Origin of the sequence: Pseudomonas sp. MWU12-2037 (genome assembly GCF_023242345.1) — a bacterium.
Classification (GTDB): domain Bacteria; phylum Pseudomonadota; class Gammaproteobacteria; order Pseudomonadales; family Pseudomonadaceae; genus Aquipseudomonas; species Aquipseudomonas gingeri_D.
In genome coordinates this window covers 1-16,291 of sequence record NZ_JALLIZ010000017.1, presented here as the reverse complement: position 1 = coordinate 16,291, position 16,291 = coordinate 1, and the positions used below count along the sequence as shown (strand labels likewise).

Annotated in this window: 18 protein-coding genes; 5 read left to right on the top strand and 13 right to left on the bottom strand. The window is 57.2% G+C overall.

The genetic code is table 11. The features are described 5' to 3' along the window. The first annotated feature begins 396 nt into the window (after nucleotides 1–396). The 3 genes from M5B42_RS24690 to M5B42_RS24680 are packed head-to-tail and all read left to right on the top strand — an operon-like array spanning nucleotide 397 to nucleotide 3,572. Nucleotides 397–1,749 (top strand): hypothetical protein, encoded by a 1,353-nt coding sequence (locus tag M5B42_RS24690; RefSeq protein WP_248747282.1) that lies wholly within the window; start codon nucleotides 397–399, stop codon nucleotides 1,747–1,749. A gap of 12 nt (nucleotides 1,750–1,761) precedes the next feature. After that, complete coding sequence (locus M5B42_RS24685; protein ID WP_248747281.1) at nucleotides 1,762–2,679, top strand: DMT family transporter; 918 nt, start codon at nucleotides 1,762–1,764, stop codon at nucleotides 2,677–2,679. Next, nucleotides 2,679–3,572, top strand: a complete 894-nt coding sequence (locus tag M5B42_RS24680) for a hypothetical protein (protein WP_248747280.1) — start codon at nucleotides 2,679–2,681, stop codon at nucleotides 3,570–3,572. Before M5B42_RS24685 ends, M5B42_RS24680 begins: the two co-directional genes overlap by 1 nt. Before the next feature lie 39 nt (nucleotides 3,573–3,611). Here M5B42_RS24680 and M5B42_RS24675 read toward each other — a convergent pair whose 3' ends face one another. From M5B42_RS24675 to M5B42_RS24665, 3 genes are all read right to left on the bottom strand, one after another. Further along, entirely contained in the window at nucleotides 3,612–4,520 is a 909-nt protein-coding gene (locus M5B42_RS24675; RefSeq protein WP_152742311.1) for a LysR family transcriptional regulator, read from the bottom strand. Between the two features lie 164 nt (nucleotides 4,521–4,684). Continuing rightward, entirely contained in the window at nucleotides 4,685–4,936 is a 252-nt protein-coding gene (locus M5B42_RS24670; RefSeq protein WP_248747279.1) for a hypothetical protein, read from the bottom strand. 91 nt (nucleotides 4,937–5,027) lie between these two features. Continuing rightward, nucleotides 5,028–5,300, bottom strand: coding sequence for a hypothetical protein (locus tag M5B42_RS24665; protein ID WP_248747278.1), 273 nt, complete (start codon nucleotides 5,298–5,300; stop codon nucleotides 5,028–5,030). A 546-nt stretch (nucleotides 5,301–5,846) separates the two neighbouring features. On the opposite strand from M5B42_RS24665, the gene M5B42_RS24660 reads away from it, so the two are divergent. Then, a complete protein-coding gene (locus M5B42_RS24660; RefSeq protein ID WP_248747277.1) occupies nucleotides 5,847–6,194 on the top strand; it encodes a hypothetical protein in 348 nt (115 codons plus the stop codon). A gap of 179 nt (nucleotides 6,195–6,373) precedes the next feature. Here M5B42_RS24660 and M5B42_RS24655 read toward each other — a convergent pair whose 3' ends face one another. Continuing rightward, on the bottom strand, nucleotides 6,374–6,544 hold the full coding sequence (locus M5B42_RS24655) for a hypothetical protein (protein WP_178130051.1): 171 nt from the start codon (nucleotides 6,542–6,544) through the stop codon (nucleotides 6,374–6,376). 237 nt (nucleotides 6,545–6,781) lie between these two features. Then, nucleotides 6,782–7,729, bottom strand: a complete 948-nt coding sequence (locus M5B42_RS24650; RefSeq protein ID WP_248747276.1) for an SDR family NAD(P)-dependent oxidoreductase — start codon at nucleotides 7,727–7,729, stop codon at nucleotides 6,782–6,784. Between the two features lie 103 nt (nucleotides 7,730–7,832). Here M5B42_RS24650 and M5B42_RS24645 point away from each other — a divergent pair, with 103 nt between their 5' ends. Continuing rightward, on the top strand, nucleotides 7,833–8,447 hold the full coding sequence (locus M5B42_RS24645) for a TetR/AcrR family transcriptional regulator (RefSeq protein ID WP_177103592.1): 615 nt from the start codon (nucleotides 7,833–7,835) through the stop codon (nucleotides 8,445–8,447). 61 nt (nucleotides 8,448–8,508) lie between these two features. On the opposite strand, the gene M5B42_RS24640 is transcribed toward M5B42_RS24645, so the two are convergent. From M5B42_RS24640 to M5B42_RS24605, 8 genes are all read right to left on the bottom strand, one after another. Then, the gene (locus tag M5B42_RS24640; RefSeq protein WP_283099840.1) at nucleotides 8,509–9,156 is read right to left on the bottom strand and encodes an AAA family ATPase; all 648 of its coding nucleotides are present in this window, start codon (nucleotides 9,154–9,156) and stop codon (nucleotides 8,509–8,511) included. 204 nt (nucleotides 9,157–9,360) lie between these two features. Then, on the bottom strand, nucleotides 9,361–10,710 hold the full coding sequence (locus M5B42_RS24635; RefSeq protein WP_248747274.1) for an MFS transporter: 1,350 nt from the start codon (nucleotides 10,708–10,710) through the stop codon (nucleotides 9,361–9,363). Nucleotides 10,711–10,757: 47 nt separating this feature from the next. After that, nucleotides 10,758–11,915, bottom strand: a complete 1,158-nt coding sequence (gene tcuB, locus M5B42_RS24630; RefSeq protein ID WP_248747273.1) for a tricarballylate utilization 4Fe-4S protein TcuB — start codon at nucleotides 11,913–11,915, stop codon at nucleotides 10,758–10,760. Then, nucleotides 11,902–13,356, bottom strand: a complete 1,455-nt coding sequence (gene tcuA / locus M5B42_RS24625; protein WP_248747272.1) for an FAD-dependent tricarballylate dehydrogenase TcuA — start codon at nucleotides 13,354–13,356, stop codon at nucleotides 11,902–11,904. Before tcuA ends, tcuB begins: the two co-directional genes overlap by 14 nt. Nucleotides 13,357–13,601: 245 nt before the next feature. After that, a complete protein-coding gene (locus M5B42_RS24620; RefSeq protein ID WP_152739976.1) occupies nucleotides 13,602–14,531 on the bottom strand; it encodes a LysR substrate-binding domain-containing protein in 930 nt (309 codons plus the stop codon). Between the two features lie 140 nt (nucleotides 14,532–14,671). Further along, nucleotides 14,672–15,040 (bottom strand): hypothetical protein, encoded by a 369-nt coding sequence (locus tag M5B42_RS24615; protein ID WP_248747271.1) that lies wholly within the window; start codon nucleotides 15,038–15,040, stop codon nucleotides 14,672–14,674. Continuing rightward, complete coding sequence (locus tag M5B42_RS24610; protein WP_248747270.1) at nucleotides 15,040–16,008, bottom strand: hypothetical protein; 969 nt, start codon at nucleotides 16,006–16,008, stop codon at nucleotides 15,040–15,042. Before M5B42_RS24610 ends, M5B42_RS24615 begins: the two co-directional genes overlap by 1 nt. Nucleotides 16,009–16,166: 158 nt before the next feature. Further along, the coding region (locus M5B42_RS24605; RefSeq protein WP_248747349.1) for a YhfG family protein at nucleotides 16,167–16,291 on the bottom strand (125 nt) is incomplete at its 5' end.

Genomic DNA, 16,291 nt, shown 5'->3' with positions numbered 1-16,291 from the left:
GGCATTTGCGTTTTTGCCACCGGCAAAAATGAAATGACTCATCCCATCAAGGCAATCAACCCACTGGCCCCCAGTACACCGATTGCCCTTTTCAGATTGTGGGCCTATATCGCCAAAGTTGCTCAACGCCATGATGGCGGGCATTTGCGCAATGAGCGACTCGGCTTGCTGCGGCGTCAGATAGTCATCAAGCGCCACCACCGTTGCTACACGGACCCTGAGGCACCCAGTCGTTGAGGCGTTCGAGGATAGCGGCCCCCCCTGCGCCCGATCATTCGTTTTCTTCGAATTGACCCAGCAAAATAACTCGATATTCGTGCGGCCAACGCCTTCGTAAGCTTCCCTCACCGAGCACGACGCTCGGTTCTTGGGTTTGAAAGCTGAAGGAATATTGAAGTGTTTGACCGTTATCTGGATAAAAGTGTAACGCTGACTCCCACCGCCATCCCCGAACAGGGCGGCACCCTGGGTGCACTCGAATGGGCCTTGTCCAGCCCGCAGGAAAATCGCCCTATTCCGCTGTATGTGAATGCACTGCGTCAACTGCGCAAGGCGTCACAAGGCATCAGCGGACATCGGGACGAAATCCAGTTCTCCAGAACGGTCCAGTCCCGGCTTTCTGATCTGTCGAACGAGCTTGGCCTACACGAGACCCATTTCCAAATCATTAACGACGGCGACCCATTGATCGTGAAGGAAGCCGCCGGTGAGCATCTGATCTCACCCACTCACTTCGAAAATGGCGCCTACTTCAGCCATCCTCACGCCGACCATCAGTTGGATTACGGCGCACAGCAATTGCCAAAAATCCAAGTGGGCAGATACGTCCGATTCGGTCGCAACGCAGCCATAAACGCGGGAGGCGATGTTCGCATCGGCGATGGCGCCTGGCTGTCGCCAGGATCGCAGTTGCTGCGCCAAGACCATGATCCTTACGGCCGGCTCTCGATCGGCTCCAGAACCGTTGCCATGACACGCTTGCCCCCCGTGCGGCTCTGCGATTACGCCTGGGTCGGTCGGGAAGCAATTGTTGGCTGGAACGCAGACTACTTGGGCAAAGGCAGCATCGTTGGTCTGCGCAGCTTCGTGAACAGTTGGGTTGGTGACTACTCGATTGTTGGCGACCAAGGAAAAATTCTTCAGTACCTACCCTATAAGTCCTGGCTGATGGAAAGCTTTCAGCCAACCGTGGAACAAACACTCCAGATCAGTGACTGGGAGGTGGTCAATGCTGACTGGCTGATCGCCTATCGCGATGAAGAACCTTTGGACTGCGAAACACCTACCGAGCTCAAGGCAGTGCTCAAAGAACTTACAGGCCAAGCCTGCGCCCTGTTGGTCGGGCCTGATGCCCAAAGGATGGCCCCCTGGTTCGCAGATCGAGCCACCGACATCATCAGTGACTCGCGTGTTGGTTTTGCCAGACTTTTGCAGTGGGCTCAGGATGCAGGGCAACGACGCCTGCGGGTACGCGCGGACCTCAATGCGGATGCACTGCCCTTCGTCACCGGAGGTCACTACCACTATCGCCGAAAGCTGGGATATGGCGTCGTCGTGGTAAGCGCTGTCGAAGGTCAACCACCCACCACTGTGGTTGATGAAGCCCTCAGAGTCTGCGCCCCTGGAGGCCTACTCCTCTATCCACTGACGGCATTGAACACCCTTGGTGACTCGGCGTCTGCGCTATTCATTCGCCGCGCAGACATCAAGCTCGGTCATCTGGAATTCGCCTGCCTGGAAAAGGTGTAAAGGAGACAACCCATGCCGTATCTTTATCTATCCCTCGCTGCCGTCTTTTGGGGTGGCAACTATGTCGTTGGCAAGTTGATGGTCATCGACATCGATCCTGTTCTCCTGTCGCAAGCTCGATGGCTGCTGACCAGTGCGTTGCTACTGATCATTAATTATCGACCTCTGACCCGATCAATGGGGGCGATTCGTCAGTCCTGGAAAACTCTGACGATGCTCGCAATCTGCGGCCAGGTGTTGTTCCCGCTGACCCTGTACATAGGGCTGCAGTACACCACGTCGTTGAACGCTGCCATCTATCTCTCGGCAACACCGTGCTTGGTACTGTCAATCAATCGCTTTGTATTCGGCGACCACATATCGCGTGGCAACTGGCTTGGCGTCGTAGCCAGTACGTTAGGCGTCATATGGCTGGTTACCATGGGCCACCTCTCGGACCTACGCTTCCTCAAGCAATTCAACAAGGGTGACCTATGGACCATGCTGTCGGCTGCCAGTTGGGCAATGTACTGCGCCTTTCTGCGGACAAAGCCCAAGACAATTCCTGGCGGCGCCTTTGTCACCTACTCCGCACTGGTTGGCACTTTACTGCTGATCCCCTTCACGCTCGTGACGATATACCTAACACCAGACAGCCTTCACACGATGCTGAATGGCACCGTCAGCTTATGGGGGCTGGCGTACCTGGTCATCTTTCCATCATGGCTGTCTTACCTGTTCTGGAACCGCGGCATCGCTGAAATCGGAGCAACACGTGGGGAGATTTTTACGCATATCGTCCCATTGTCCGGGGGCATCCTGAGCATCATTTTCCTGGGCACGCCACTCCATGCCTACCACTGGGTGAGCCTGCTGCTTATCGCCGTCGGCGTTGTGATGTGCTCGGCCAAACCCAAGCCGAAACTGATGAGCAAGGTAGAGACTGCCTGATGAACAAATTAATAGAACGGGTGGACGATAACGGAGCTCGCAGGATCAGCATTGCGCAAGGAAGTGTGGCTGCGTACGGGTATCGCACGCTCAACGGCTTCGATAGCGGGCTCGACCTCATGCTGCAAAAGATTGCCAGCGGACTGGATTTCGAAACATTCAGTGAGCGCCTGGCATTCGACGCTCAATTGAGTCCCCTGTGCCCTAACACCCGTCCCGTTATCCCACTAAAGCCAAGCGCGCCAAGGGATTGCTGTGTCAGTGGGTTTGGATACACGCACACCCACGTCAATGCAGTGAAGGCCCCTACTCGTGAGGCGCCGGACTGGTACTACAAAGGGAACGGTAGCAGTTTGGTGGTTGCACAGGAGATCGTGACGACACCGTTTCACGCCTGCAGCGCAGGCTTCGAGGTCGAGTACATCTGCGTCTATGTCATCGACCACCTTCGCAACCCCAGGTACTGCGGCTATACACTGGCTTTCGACTTTTCGGACCCGGATCTGCGTCATCGACATCCCAGCCTGGCGGGCTTGTCAAAGCTGCGTCAAACAGTGGTGTGCCCCGAATTGGTCCTTGGCGACCTTCCGCAACAGACCACCGTTAGCAGCTCGGTCATCAGAAAGGGAGAAGTCGCCTGGAAGAAGTCTTCGCAGCTAGGCTCAGCTCAATTGAACATCAGCAAACCCGAACTGGAAACGATGCTGTTCCAACATGACACGTTATGCGAACCGGGGACCGTCCATTTCGTTCTTTTGGGCGCCGCAATCAGCAGCGATCGCGACGGTTTTCAACTCAAGGACGGGGATTTGATTACTGCCTGTTCAGATCTGGATTCACTTGAGATCAGCGTAAGCTATGAGGACGAAGCCGTACGTTGCTCCTGTAACTAATAGGTCCATCCGCAGATAGCTGAGCACGATGAGCCATGGTTAGCCGTGGCTCATCTCCACTCGCTGCCCAACCGTCGACCTAACCTCACATGTCTCACTTTCAAGAATCCATTCGGTAAGCCGCCTTGCAGCAGAACCCAGTGACGCATCCAGAAAGACCATTTCAGTATTGAACGTCGCATAGGGGCCCGTCAGTTCCAGGCTAAGCACTTTGTGGGTGGGGGCAAAGACTTCAACCAGTGCTTGGGGCACCAGTGAGACACCAGCACCATTCGCTACCTGAGAGAACAACAACGAGTAGGAACCGCACTCAACGATCCGGTCAGGTGTCGCACGATGAAGCGTCAGCAACTCTTTAAGATTGCGCTGCGAGGCACTCTGCCGGCTGTTGACCAAAAAGCTGCACCCATCCAGGGTATCCAGCGATACCGGAGCATGGGACTCGCCATAAATCAGCGTGAGCCGATCTTCGAACAATCCGAGGCGCGTCAAATGCCCAGGTGCGATTCCGGCGCCGACGATGGCGGCGTCGCAAATGCCCGACTCCAATGCATCGATCAGATAGGTGGAGTTACCTAAGGTAATATCGATATCCAACGCTATCGGATTGCTCATTATTCGCTGCAATAACGGCTGACGAGAAAGCGTGAAGTTTTCGATCACCCCAAGGCGCAGCTTCTGAGGACCGCTACCCTGCCCAAAACTAGCCTCGGCCTTCGCTACCCACTCAAGGATTTGCGAGGCATAGCCATACAGTTCGTTGCCAGCAGCCGTCACTACAATGCGGCGCCCTGAGCGTTCGAACAAGCGGGTGCCCAGCTTGGATTCCAGCGTCTTGATACGGAATGAGATGCTTGATTGCACGCGGTTGAGCTTCAGCGCGGCCTGAGTGACACTGCCGTAATCGACAATAGCCTTGAAAGCTTCCAGCTCGGCGTTTTCCATCATGGAAAAATAGCTCCCGTTCCAATTTATCCTTGCAGCGTTTACTGCTGGGCGATGATAGCTTTTTGCCCTTTTGCTAAAGATGAAGAATGCTCTATTCAGGTAACGAACTTTCGTTAAACGCTAGAGAGGGGCAACACCACCCAGTATCCATCAGACACCCGCGATCAGTTGATGACGGACCTGAAGCTTGCGCCAGACAGGGCATAGAGAGCCCAGACCGTGAGGATCAGCGCGATTCCAATTGTGACGATTGCCGGAAATGCTCTTCCCGCCTCCGCTGCGCGAACAAAGCGTTTTCCTGCGCCGGCAAACTGGCATCCGGCAGGACCTGAAATGACAACGCCTATGTGTAAAGCGACAGCCATGGCGCTGCAGGCTGCACCTATGATGAGTGCTTGATTGTATTCGTCGACCACGTTTTATCCTTCCTTGAGTGCCCGAGACAGAGACATCTCGGAACGGGCCCGCGTCGCCGCTTACGGAGATGGCGGAACCAAACGATGACGTTTATTTATTGCTCTTGCGGTGCAGCAGGACAAACAAACCGATCAGTTGCATCCCCACCACGACCATGACCACCCTCTTCCCTCCGATGCCGAGGCCAGCCACCCAGTCGATAACCAGCAGCAAAAGCGCTACGCACACGGGAAGCATACAAAGGATGTACAAGACTCTGATCAGCTTCCGATGACGTCGTGCCCATGTGGACGGCCCGTCTGCTTGGGCTACAGAGTCCAGAGGGCCCAGGAACTCCAGAAGAGCAATGAATAGATCGATCATGATGTGTTCTAGCGCAATGGTTTCGACAGGAGGTGTGTGGCTTCAATTGGAACGCGCCTTTGTAACGGCTGCGTTTGAGTTTTCTGCATCCTCCTCATGCTACCTACGCCTGCCATGGCTCGAAAGCCGCCGGCCATCAACGGCACCTTTCAACCAGTGGGGTCGAACACAGGGCCAGTGGTGCTCACGGTCTCTCACTGGAGCCGGCAATTTCAGCGTCCGGCAAGAGTTCTCTCTTTCCCTTGAGTGAAATTTCCTAGAAAATCCTGACCGCTTGCGCCTGCCCATATCGCTGGTTATCTTCGATCCGTCACTGCACATCAGTGACAGGGTTTGGTAGCCCTCGGTGTAACTAGGCGCAAAGCGCCACCTTGAGCAAGGCGCTTTTTTTCGGCCTCAGCTTTTATGGTGGCCGTGCGCAGGGCGTCCGCGGACGCGCCGGGTTCCTAGTGCACCGGTCTACCAACCTGCGTACGGCCGCCACCCTTCAATCGTTTGGTAGCGATGGTGACGGCTTCAATACATGCACTTGGAGTACCTCGTACTATGTTCAAGCCCACCCCCAATCCGCCTGCAACCTCAAACATCGAAAGCATCGACCCTCGTATCGCCGACCGTGCTTTGTCTCACTACAACCTCGGTCCGAAGGCAGGTACGAAACCAGCGCCTGTTACCGTGTTGCATGATCATCTGCATGAACCCGGGAACCAGGAAGACGCCCTGGCCAACGTCTACTCAATTCTGCAATCCGCGGCGGCCACGGCCTATGAGCACGCCGACAACCAGACCGGTTCGAACCGCAAGGTGGCGATGGGTGTGGTGCATCTGATCGAACTCGCACAGCTCAAAATGGACTCGGTCCTGGATGGGCAAGCGGCCAGCGTCAGCAGCTGACAACTCTAAAACGATAGATGAACGGGAAGCGGATCTTCCCGTTCATTGAGTATGGAGCTCTACAGCCGTATCAGCCCCTCAGGCCATTGCTTGATACCTGTTCGGACTGAGCAGAAAACCAATGCAGTGCCCGGCACCGTTGAACCACAACAGACGCAGCCTGACGACGACAGCAGAATTTAGAGCAGCCGTTTCAACCTTCTACGTAGTCGCAGGTTATCTGCAGCCAAAGCAACAAGGGCGAGAAGGTTCAAGACTGCAAACCCATCAGCGCCAGCAAAATGCCAAAACGCCCAGGACACGGCGGCCACCACCAGCGCGGTGAGAAGCAACAGGATGGAGTCCTTCATACGACGCCCCTGGCGTTGCGATACAACTGACGGCCTGGCAATTGAGGTTGGTACACGCCTGGATACTGTATCAGGCAGGCACTCAGCCAATGTCGATCGAGATTGTTGGGCCGACCGAACTGGATATTCGCGCACTCAGACAGCCCCACGGTCACCCTGGTGTTGAAACTTCTTTGACGTAGGCTTGGCAGGCTGTCAGGGCGATCAGTTCTTGGTCGCCATCGCCAAAGATGCAGGCTAGGACAAGTCGACGCCGGAGACCTTGACGACGGCCTGCCACGCGGCTTCCTGGCTGGCGTGATCGTGGAGGTGTGGTTGGCGTTGCACCTCAATGGGGCCTGAGAACTTCCCTTGAGCCGAGGCGAAGAATTGCCCTGAGACGTCGGTTCCGAACTCCGACGCCTGGAGGTACCGACGGGCCGCGGTCTCCGGCGTCTGATTCATGCCGGGAATGAGGTTCGCGATTGGGATAAACAGATACTTCACGGCCAAGCCAGCTTGTCGCGAAACCTTGGTAGCGGTCGCGGCACCGGGCGACACGGCGTATACGGCCATGCCGGAAGGTAGCCGGCGGGCCAGCGCCGCGACCCACCAAGCGACAATGAGCTTCGCGTCGGCATACGCATTGTTGGGCACGTACTTCACGTTCGGCCCGTTGCGGATCAAGGCTTCCACAGCGGCGGTTTGGTCACCCCGGTAGTACTTGGCCGCGAAGGCTGGCACGTCGGTGTAGCGGAACATGGGTACGCCCCCTCGGGCAGGCTCCGCACCGGCGATAACAATCCGTGCGTTGGGGCTCAGCAGGTTGGCGCGAAGCAAGCCGACCGTCAGTTGATGATGGCCGACCAGCGGGGCCTGGGAAGCCTCGACGCCTGCGGCCGTGATCACGCGCTCCTTGCCTGGAACCATCCCTGCATTGAGCAGCAGGAAATCGATCGGCCTACCGCGCTTGACCAGCTCGGCGAGGGCGGACTCGACGCTGGCCGGCGAGTTCAGATCCAGCTCCAGCGGCGTGAAGACCTGCGCCTTGGTCTGCGCCGCGAGCTGAGCGGCCGTCTCCTGGGTCCGGGCCAGGCTGCGCCCGGTGACGATGATCTCGCGCCAGCCCTCTCCGGCAAGAGTGCGGGCTGCCGCATAACCGAGCCCGGAGGTGGTGCCGGTGACGAGTGCGATCGAATGTTCCATAGGTGTCTCCGTGGTGAAACGCGAAGCCGGAGCCGGCTTGCCAATTTAGAACTATTCAGTTATATATTTGCGAAACAACCATTGTCAACGAGTTTTGAACTAAATGATTCAAAATACAGCTAGGCCGCGGGGCCGACCGCGCAGCTTCGACGAAGCGGGGGCGCTGGAAAAGGCGACCCAGGTGTTCCGGTCGAAGGGCTACGACGGAGTGACGATCGACGATCTCGTCGCCGGGATGGGTGTGGGACGGCCAAGCCTGTATGCCGTCTTTGGGGACAAGCGGACGATATTCTTGCGTACCCTCAGGGCGTATGCGGAGAGGAAAGGCGCTCTCGCAGCCAAAGCCCTCCTCTCGCCAGGGACTCTTCGCGACTCGCTCACCAGCTTCCTGAGGCAGGCCGTAGAAAGTGCGACCGAGAAAGGTTCTGCCCCAGGCTGTCTTCTCGTGTGCGTCGCGCCGCTTGTGAACGACCCCGAGGTCCGGCAGTTCCTGCAGAACGCGGGAGCTGGCGCGGTGACGCTAGTGGAAGGCCGTTTCCGGGACGGGATCAGCGCGGGAGAAATCCCGTCTGACTTTCCCGTAACCGCGCGTGCAATCCAAGTCACGGATCTAGCGCGTGGGCTGACCATGCGTGCGCAGATGGGCACACCGCGCACGACGCTCCTCAAAGACGCTGAGGAAGCGGCCGACCTGGTGCTCCTGTCGCGGCGCGTCTGACGGATTGTCGGAAACAATTCACGGAGAAATGGCTGCACAGAAAGCAGAAAGGGAACTCTAATCATGCGCCGCCCACCTTCTGCTCGCGGAAATGGCTCCAGCGGATCCAGAAGAAATCGACATCATTGAGGCTGCCGCGTAACGCTGAATCAATCTCTGCCAAGGTGCTCTGTTGCTCGGCCGTCAGCGGTGTCGGCTGAGAGGCCACCTCTCGCAAAAAGGCTCGAGCACGCTCCAGCACTTCCTCGGCGGGGACAGAGCTGGGCGCCTTCAGGTTGAACACCTCGGACGATAGCCAGGCATTCACATCCCCTTTGCGCGAGTACGGAAAGAGCGAAGCGTGAACCTCAGTCCCGACCAGGTCGAAATCCCAAATGCAATCACGATTGTCGTCAAACTCCGGTTCGACCGACGCCAGCACCAGCGGTGAATGGGTCGCCGCCAACAGTTGCACGGGCACCTCACGGGTGCCGGTCAGCGCGTTCATGACATTCAGCAAGGCCGGAACAATTCGACGCTGCCATCGTGGGTGCAGATGGCACTCGATCTCGTCGATGAGAAAGATGATCTCTCTTGCCGGTGGGACTCGATAACGTTCGTAAGCAAGCTGATGCTCTCGCCATGTCCACACCAGCAGATAGGCCAGTGCCGCGATACGGCGCATCCCCGCCGATGCCTGGGTCAACGGCACATCTTGTCCATAGGGCATGCGCAACGAAGGAATATCGCAAGGCGCCTATCCCGAGCCCCTTCCGACTACAGCCAGAGCCAAGGCTCTTCCATCTGTGCTTCCTTGCACTGGCACTGCTCCTGTCATCCCTGAACTCAACGGCTGGCAATCTAACAGCCGATTGTACAGGCCAGGCTCAATTGCCATATTTGCTCAGATATCGCGTGAAAATTCGCTGCCACGCTAAACCACCTGGTCAGGCGTTTTTCGCGACAATCCCCTTTTTGGGGGCGGCCCGTTTTTTTTCGCAGACCTATTACGTTGCCGATACAAGACCATCGTTGCCGAGAACCCGCACAACGCTGCGAACATCAACCAATAGGCCGGAGACGCCTTGTCGCCGGTTGCCTGCACCAGAAAGGTCGACATCGCCGGGGTAAACCCACCAAAAATTGCGGTCGCCAGGCTGAAGGCCAAAGAAAACCCCACCACCCGCACATTCTGTGGCATGACTTCGGTCAAGGCCGCGACCATTGCACCGTTGTACACGCCGAAGAAAAACGAGAAGTACAGCAAGACCACCAACAATCGCTCGAAACTGGGGGCTTCAGCCAGCCAATGCATGGCCGGATACGCTGTGAAAATGCACAGCAGCGAGATCGCCAACAGCAGTGGACGACGGCCGATTCGATCTGAAATCGCACCGCCGATGGGCAACCAAATAAAGTTGGTGAGACCCACAAACAACGTCACCACCAGGCTATCAGTGGTGCTCAAGTGCAGCACCGTTCTTCCGAATGTCGGGGTGTATACGGTGATCAGGTAGAAGGTAGTCGTGGTCATCGAGGCCAACAGTCCGCCCGCCAGCACTGTGCGCCAGTTTTCCCTCATGGAGCGAAACACTTCGGCAGTACTTGGATGATGCGCACGAGTCTTGAACGCTTCGGTTTCCTGCAACGAACGACGAATAATGAAAATGAACGGGATGATCACGCAGCCGATGAAGAACGGAATGCGCCAGCCCCACGCCGCTATCTCGGTTGCATTCAGGTAGGCGTTGATCCCATAGCCCAACGCCGCCGCAAGGATGATCGCGATCTGTTGGCTGGCCGACTGCCAACTGGTGTAGAAACCCGTACGACCCGGCGTTGCGATCTCGGCCAGATAAACCGACACACCGCCCAGTTCCGCACCCGCCGAGAAGCCCTGCAGCAATCGACCCAACAGCACCAGAATCGGTGCCGCGACACCAATGCTGGCATACCCCGGTACCAATGCGATCAGAACCGTGCCGCATGCCATGATCGACAGCGTCACAATCAACCCCTTGCGACGCCCCACCTTGTCGATATAGGCGCCCAGCACAATGGCGCCCAATGGACGCATCAGGAAACCCGAACCGAATACGGCAAAGGTCATCATCAGCGAGGCGAACTCACTGCTTGCGGGGAAGAACGTCTGGGATATGTAGGTTGCGTAGAACCCGAACAGAAAGAAGTCGAACTGTTCGAGAAAGTTGCCGCTGGTGACCCTTATGATAGCGCCGAATTTTGACGTCCGGGATCGGGTGTTTTCCGTTTTTATTTTGACCATGGTTACGGTGCTACTCGATATTGTTATTGGAATAGAGGTCGTGACGGTCAGTCACTGCCGGCGTTGATCGGGTTGGGTAGCCGTTTTTCGATGGCGTACTTGAGTAGCGCGGCGCTACGGAAGATACCGTGGGCGAATTTGCTGTAGGGCATGGTCAGAAAGAACGCCATCACCAGCCCCAGGTGGATTGCCAGCAGCAGGCCCAGGGCGCTGGTCTCGCGCAAAGCAAGCAACGCCAGGCCGCTGGAACTGACCAGCAACAGCAGCGCGATAAATCCGCGATCCATGGGTTTCTGGTTCTCGTCGCCCTGTTCCGGGTTGCGGCGCAGATTCATCCATAGCAATCCGGCCGGGCCCACCAGCAGACCGATACCGCCGAGGATTCCGAGCATCACCGGCAGACTGAAGATCGGGTATGGGGCAGACCAGTCGAGCAGGAAGTGATAGAGCGTGGCCACTGCCGTGGCGGCGAAGCACAGCAGGAAGCCGTAGAAGGTGAAGTGGTGGAAGCGACGGCGCCATAGAGTGAATTTGTCATCGTCGTTATTGCAGCCTTCTGCGTGGCCGCCGTCCAGATACTTGAGCTGTGCGACGTTGGCCGTGGCCTCCAGGGCGGCAGAGGTTTTCAGTGGCAGCGGCGCGTCGGCAGGTGAGACGTTACGCCAGAAGCGTCGTACTCCGATTGTCAGCGCCAGTGCCGCAAAGCCGAACACCGCGCCAAACATCAGGGCCAGTGTGTTGTGCGGGAAAATACCGTAGAAATTGCCCCCCGGCATGGCCGTGAACAGGTTACCCATCGCCACCAGGGTCAAGCACAGAAACAACGCCAACCCGCCACCCGAAGCCAGAGCCAGGGTTAGACCGTTACGTTGGTAAAGCTTGCCCAAAGGCTGCGGCCAAACGTACTCGGCATAAGTGTTCAGACGCACCTTGGCCATTGCTTTAGGCACATTGACCGCAAACTCATGGGGCGCGGCGTACTGGCACGCCGAAAGGCAAGCGCCGCAGTTGTGGCATAGGTTCGCCAGGTAATGGATGTCTGCCTGCGTGAACTCCAGACGCCGGGTCATGGCCGGAAACACCGCACAGAAACCTTCGCAATAGCGACAGGCATTGCAGATGGTCATCTGCCGCTCAACTTCACTTACCTCCAGATTAAGGACTGGGATCAGTTGGCTGGACGCTTGGGGATCAAACAGTTGCATGTCGAGATTCCGATATCACAGTAGAAGGGCCGAAACCCACCGAGGCCGCCGCCTGAACGCCAGCAATACGCCCGAAAGCAGTGCCTATGGCCATGCCGATGCCGGCGGTGTAGCCCTTGCCCAGCACATTGCCCGCCATCATTTCCCCGGCGACAAACAGATTCGGACTGGCTCTGCCTTTGAAGTGCACAGCCGCCGTTTCGTCGGTGGCCAAACCCAAGTAGGTGAAGGTCACACCGGGTTTAAGCGGATAGCCATAAAACGGCGGTTTGACCAAAGGCCGTGCCCAGTGTGTCTTGGCAGGTGTCAGACCTTCGGTATGGCAGTCGTCCAGAGCGGTGTGGTCGAAAGTGCCGACCTGACAGGCACGGTTGTAGCTTTCGATGGTTTGCATGAACTGCGCTTCTGGCAAATCCAGAAGACGCGCGAGCTCTTGCAGCGAGTTGGCCTTGGCACCAGGGAAAACCGGCGGCATGAAGCGGCCGATCGCCTGCTGGTCGATGATCGAATACGCCTTCTGGTTGGGTTGACCGGCCACCAGCCGCCCCCAGATTGCATAGCGCTTGGGCCAGAAATCTTCGCCTTCGTCGTAGAAGCGCTCGCCGTCGCGGTTGACCACCACGCCCAGCGACACGCAGTCGATGCGGGTGCAGATCCCACCGTCGTAAAGCGGCGCCCGGGCATCGATGGCAACCATGTGCGCCTGTGTCGGATCACCGATGATGTCAGCGCCGAGATCCTGCATGCGACGTAGCAACACCCCGGTATTGAAACGCGTGCCACGGATCAGAAAGTTATCCGACGGCCATTCGCCACGTTCGTTTTGGCCCCAAGCCTCGCGCAGCCATTCGCGGTTGGATTCGAAGCCACCGGCTGCCAGCACACAGGAGCGGGCTTCAACACGTTCGGAAGGCAAATGCTGCCCATCGACCTCACGCACGCCTATGTGCGCGGCGACGAACTTTCCATCCTGCAGCTCGATATCGGTGACTTGAGCGTTGTAGCGAATCTTGACGCCCAGGCGTTCGGCGCTGCGAAAGTACGCGTTGACCAGCGCCTTGCCTCCGCCCATGAAGAACGCATTGGTGCGCGCTACATGCAACGCGCCGGACAGCGGCGGCTGGAAATGCACGCCGTGGGATCGCATCCAGTCACGACACGAGGAAGAGGCGCGAATGGCGATGCGTGCCAATTTTTCATTGGTTATGCCGCCGGTAACTTTGAGCAAGTCCTGCCAATATTCTTCTTCCGGATACGCGCCGACCAGCACATCCTGCGGCGCATCATGCATACAGCGCAGGTTGCGCGTGTGCTGTGAATTACCACCACGCCAGACCTTTGGCGAGCTTTCCAGCAACATCACGCTGGCACCGGCTTCCCGCGCCATCAGCGCCGCGCACAAGGCCGCGTTACCGCCACCTATAACCAAAACATCAACCATCGTTTCTCCTCAATTCGCAAGCAGACGGGAACGAGTTGCTGCTGGCGAGTGGGCGAACAGTAGTGCGGCACCCAAGGGGGCGAAAGGCGGGTTTTTACATGGGGGCTTTAGTTTTGCTAAAGGGGGGAGAAGTGAACTCTCTTCGGGCAACGGCCCCTTTGATCGCAACGGTTATGCGAAGCGAACAACTATTGAGTGGGCGGCATTGCCTGTAAGGCATAGGTACGGTGATAGGGTTCCAAGTCTCAAATTTCCTCGATCAAACGCGCTCCGGGCCACTGCCGATCATTGACCAGGTGTCGCACTACATCGGTTATCACGACCCGCGTCGCCAGAGCAGCCGGAGACAGTTCGTCGTCAGCAAGAGTCGCCAGCAAATTCCTACGCCCAACGTGCGCATCAGCGATCTGTACCAGTGACAGTCCCGACTCCCCTTCTAATGCTGCGGCGGCACCTGGTTGAATCGTAGCGGCGTGTCCGGCCCGTACCGCGTTCATCAGCACGACCAGCCCGTCTATCTCCATGATGATGTTGGGCGTCACGCCCGAGCGTTCAAATGCAGTCATCAGAGTCGTACGCAGCCCATGTTGAGAGCTGGGCATCACCAGCGGCAGTTGACCAAGATCTGCCAGTTGCACGCTGTCGCCACGCGGTGCGCCTGGCAGCTCCCGGGAGGTAATCACGAATAGTTTTTCGTCCAGCAACGGCGTCACACTCCAGCGCTTGCCGCCTTCGAGTTGAAACAGGATGGCCAGATCGATCTGTCGTGCATTGAGCTGCGCCGCGAGGTGCCCGGATAGCATTTCCACCAGGTGCAACTGGATGTCTGGGTAACGCTCGCGCATTGCATTGATCAATGGCAGCGCCAGAACCGTGGCGGTGGTGGGTGGCAGACCGACACTGACGTATCCGCTCATGCGTCCGCGATGTGCTGCCAGGATCGCGTTCTCCGCCTGGCGCAAGGTCAGTTGGGCGTGGTGCAGGAAGGCGAACCCGGCGCTGGTCGGTGTCACGCCGGTGCTGGTACGGTTTAGCAGGCGAGTCGACAGTTCACTCTCAAGCTTGCCGACCTGCTGGCTTAGTGCTGAGACGCCGACGTCCAGCTCCAATGCGGCACGGCCAAGGCTGCCGTGCTCGACGATCTTCACGAAATAGCGCAGTTGCTTGAGTTCCAAGGGGAAGCTACTCCGGACGAAGGATAAACCAGCAGTCTACCTCTTGCCTGCCCCGCTGACCCGCGCATCCAGGCTGACAATGACATCGCCGGCGTGATACGTCGGCCAGTTGCTCAGCGTGAACTTGCGCACTGCCCATCTCACAGAAATGGGTGCCATATCCAAAAGGCAATCATGCCGAAGAATAGAGGAAGCTCAAGATACAAAGGTGCTTTGCTCCATCGTTTGAGCCCCTGTGGTATGGCGTCGAGCTCTCGCTGGGTGACGAGTCCCCGCCAGATGAACATCTTGGGAAACATGATAACAATGCCGATCAGACATAACCTCATTGAGCGATGTTTGTAAGACTTGCTGCCCCACCACTTGCGGTCACCGATCATCATTTCGTTATTATCGAAATAGGCTTCGACCAAATCCAGCTTTGTTTTAGTGATATAGGCTGACAAGCCAAGACTAAAGAACAATAGAAACAGAAGTAGAAAAACACTCATCGCCTCCAACGTCATCATCAATGCGTTCCCTCATAAATCAAATCACCCGCAAGCTCTCCCAGCCCTCCAAATATTATTCCGCCAGTATATCCACCTACGACCCCACCAATAATTCCGCAACTCAATGCTCCCCACCCGCCCGATACAACACCCAACCCAACCGCGCACACCAATCCCCCTGCACGCGCCCCAAGCTTTCCTCCGAAGTGAGAACCAGCAATTCCTCCCGCCACCTTGCCGCCCTCCACATACCGAGCCTTTCTGCACTGCTCCTCCCGCCCCGTCGAACACGCCTCCTGAATCGCCAGCCCCGCCGCCCCCACGTCCAGGGCCATGCCCACATAGCCGCCTTTGCTCAGAAAACGCGAGGTGCTGGCAATCTTGTTGATCCGCTGCGCATAGCCGTCGATGGTCTGGCGATGCAGGTAGCGTTGGGTGGAAATGCCGAGCATTTTCTTGATCGACTCGTTGTGTCGCAGGCTGGTGCCGTAATGGCCCACACCCTGGAGTTGAGTGTCCAGCTTCTGGAACAGGGCCTGGCGCTTGACGATAAATTCGCTCCTGGCCGAGCTGCCGCCTTTTAAATGCTGCTGATGCAATTTTTCGATGTCCTTCAAGGTTTCCTCGACCCCAGTCAAATGCCGCCCCCAGGCCGCTGTGGTGCTGCCGATGCCAATCGAGCTATAGCCCAGCAAGCCCTGTAACAAATCATAGTTGTTCAGAACCTCGACACCGGCCTTGGGGTCGAGGCTCAAGGCCAGATCGATTTCCCGTGCCCGGGTCATCAGCCAGGCTTCTTCGAAGGTGCAGGACGCCGTGCTGTCATCGGGAACGATCACCAATTGTCCCGATGTCACCATCGAGCGGCGCAGGTGGCTATTGATCGTGTCAAACTTGGTCTGTGCATGTGAACCGCGCTGTATCAACAGTTGGTTTTTCAGACTGGGGTAATGGATGGTCTTTTCATTGATGAATCCGTTCGCCATGCTTCACATCCTTGAGGTATGAAAGATGGCGTCAGATATAAAGATAGATAAGGACTGAAAAGAAGAGCAATACCGCTGTTTGCTACAGATCCCAACTAACTACCAGAAATGTCCTACATGGCGACCAACATCGATAGGAAATTACGGGAAATGCTCTTTCACTTGGTTCGCCTTGAGTTCTTGGAGAAAGCCTCCAGGACCTCCTCACGCGACGGCAGGCTTTTCTCACCATCTGCGGGGGTCGTTTTGAAGCCTTCCAGACGCAGACTGGCCGCGTAGTTGG

Coding starts and splice junctions, on each gene's coding strand:
- M5B42_RS24685 (WP_248747281.1), top strand. CDS start 1,762: ATGCCGTATCTTTATCTATCCCTCGCTGCCGTCTTTTGGGGTGGCAAC.
- M5B42_RS24680 (WP_248747280.1), top strand. CDS start 2,679: ATGAACAAATTAATAGAACGGGTGGACGATAACGGAGCTCGCAGGATC.
- M5B42_RS24675 (WP_152742311.1), bottom strand. CDS start 4,520: ATGATGGAAAACGCCGAGCTGGAAGCTTTCAAGGCTATTGTCGATTAC.
- M5B42_RS24665 (WP_248747278.1), bottom strand. CDS start 5,300: ATGATCGATCTATTCATTGCTCTTCTGGAGTTCCTGGGCCCTCTGGAC.
- M5B42_RS24660 (WP_248747277.1), top strand. CDS start 5,847: ATGTTCAAGCCCACCCCCAATCCGCCTGCAACCTCAAACATCGAAAGC.
- M5B42_RS24655 (WP_178130051.1), bottom strand. CDS start 6,544: ATGAAGGACTCCATCCTGTTGCTTCTCACCGCGCTGGTGGTGGCCGCC.
- M5B42_RS24650 (WP_248747276.1), bottom strand. CDS start 7,729: ATGGAACATTCGATCGCACTCGTCACCGGCACCACCTCCGGGCTCGGT.
- M5B42_RS24645 (WP_177103592.1), top strand. CDS start 7,833: ATGATTCAAAATACAGCTAGGCCGCGGGGCCGACCGCGCAGCTTCGAC.
- M5B42_RS24640 (WP_283099840.1), bottom strand. CDS start 9,156: ATGCCCTATGGACAAGATGTGCCGTTGACCCAGGCATCGGCGGGGATG.
- M5B42_RS24635 (WP_248747274.1), bottom strand. CDS start 10,710: ATGGTCAAAATAAAAACGGAAAACACCCGATCCCGGACGTCAAAATTC.
- tcuB (WP_248747273.1), bottom strand. CDS start 11,915: ATGCAACTGTTTGATCCCCAAGCGTCCAGCCAACTGATCCCAGTCCTT.
- tcuA (WP_248747272.1), bottom strand. CDS start 13,356: ATGGTTGATGTTTTGGTTATAGGTGGCGGTAACGCGGCCTTGTGCGCG.
- M5B42_RS24615 (WP_248747271.1), bottom strand. CDS start 15,040: ATGATGACGTTGGAGGCGATGAGTGTTTTTCTACTTCTGTTTCTATTG.
- M5B42_RS24610 (WP_248747270.1), bottom strand. CDS start 16,008: ATGGCGAACGGATTCATCAATGAAAAGACCATCCATTACCCCAGTCTG.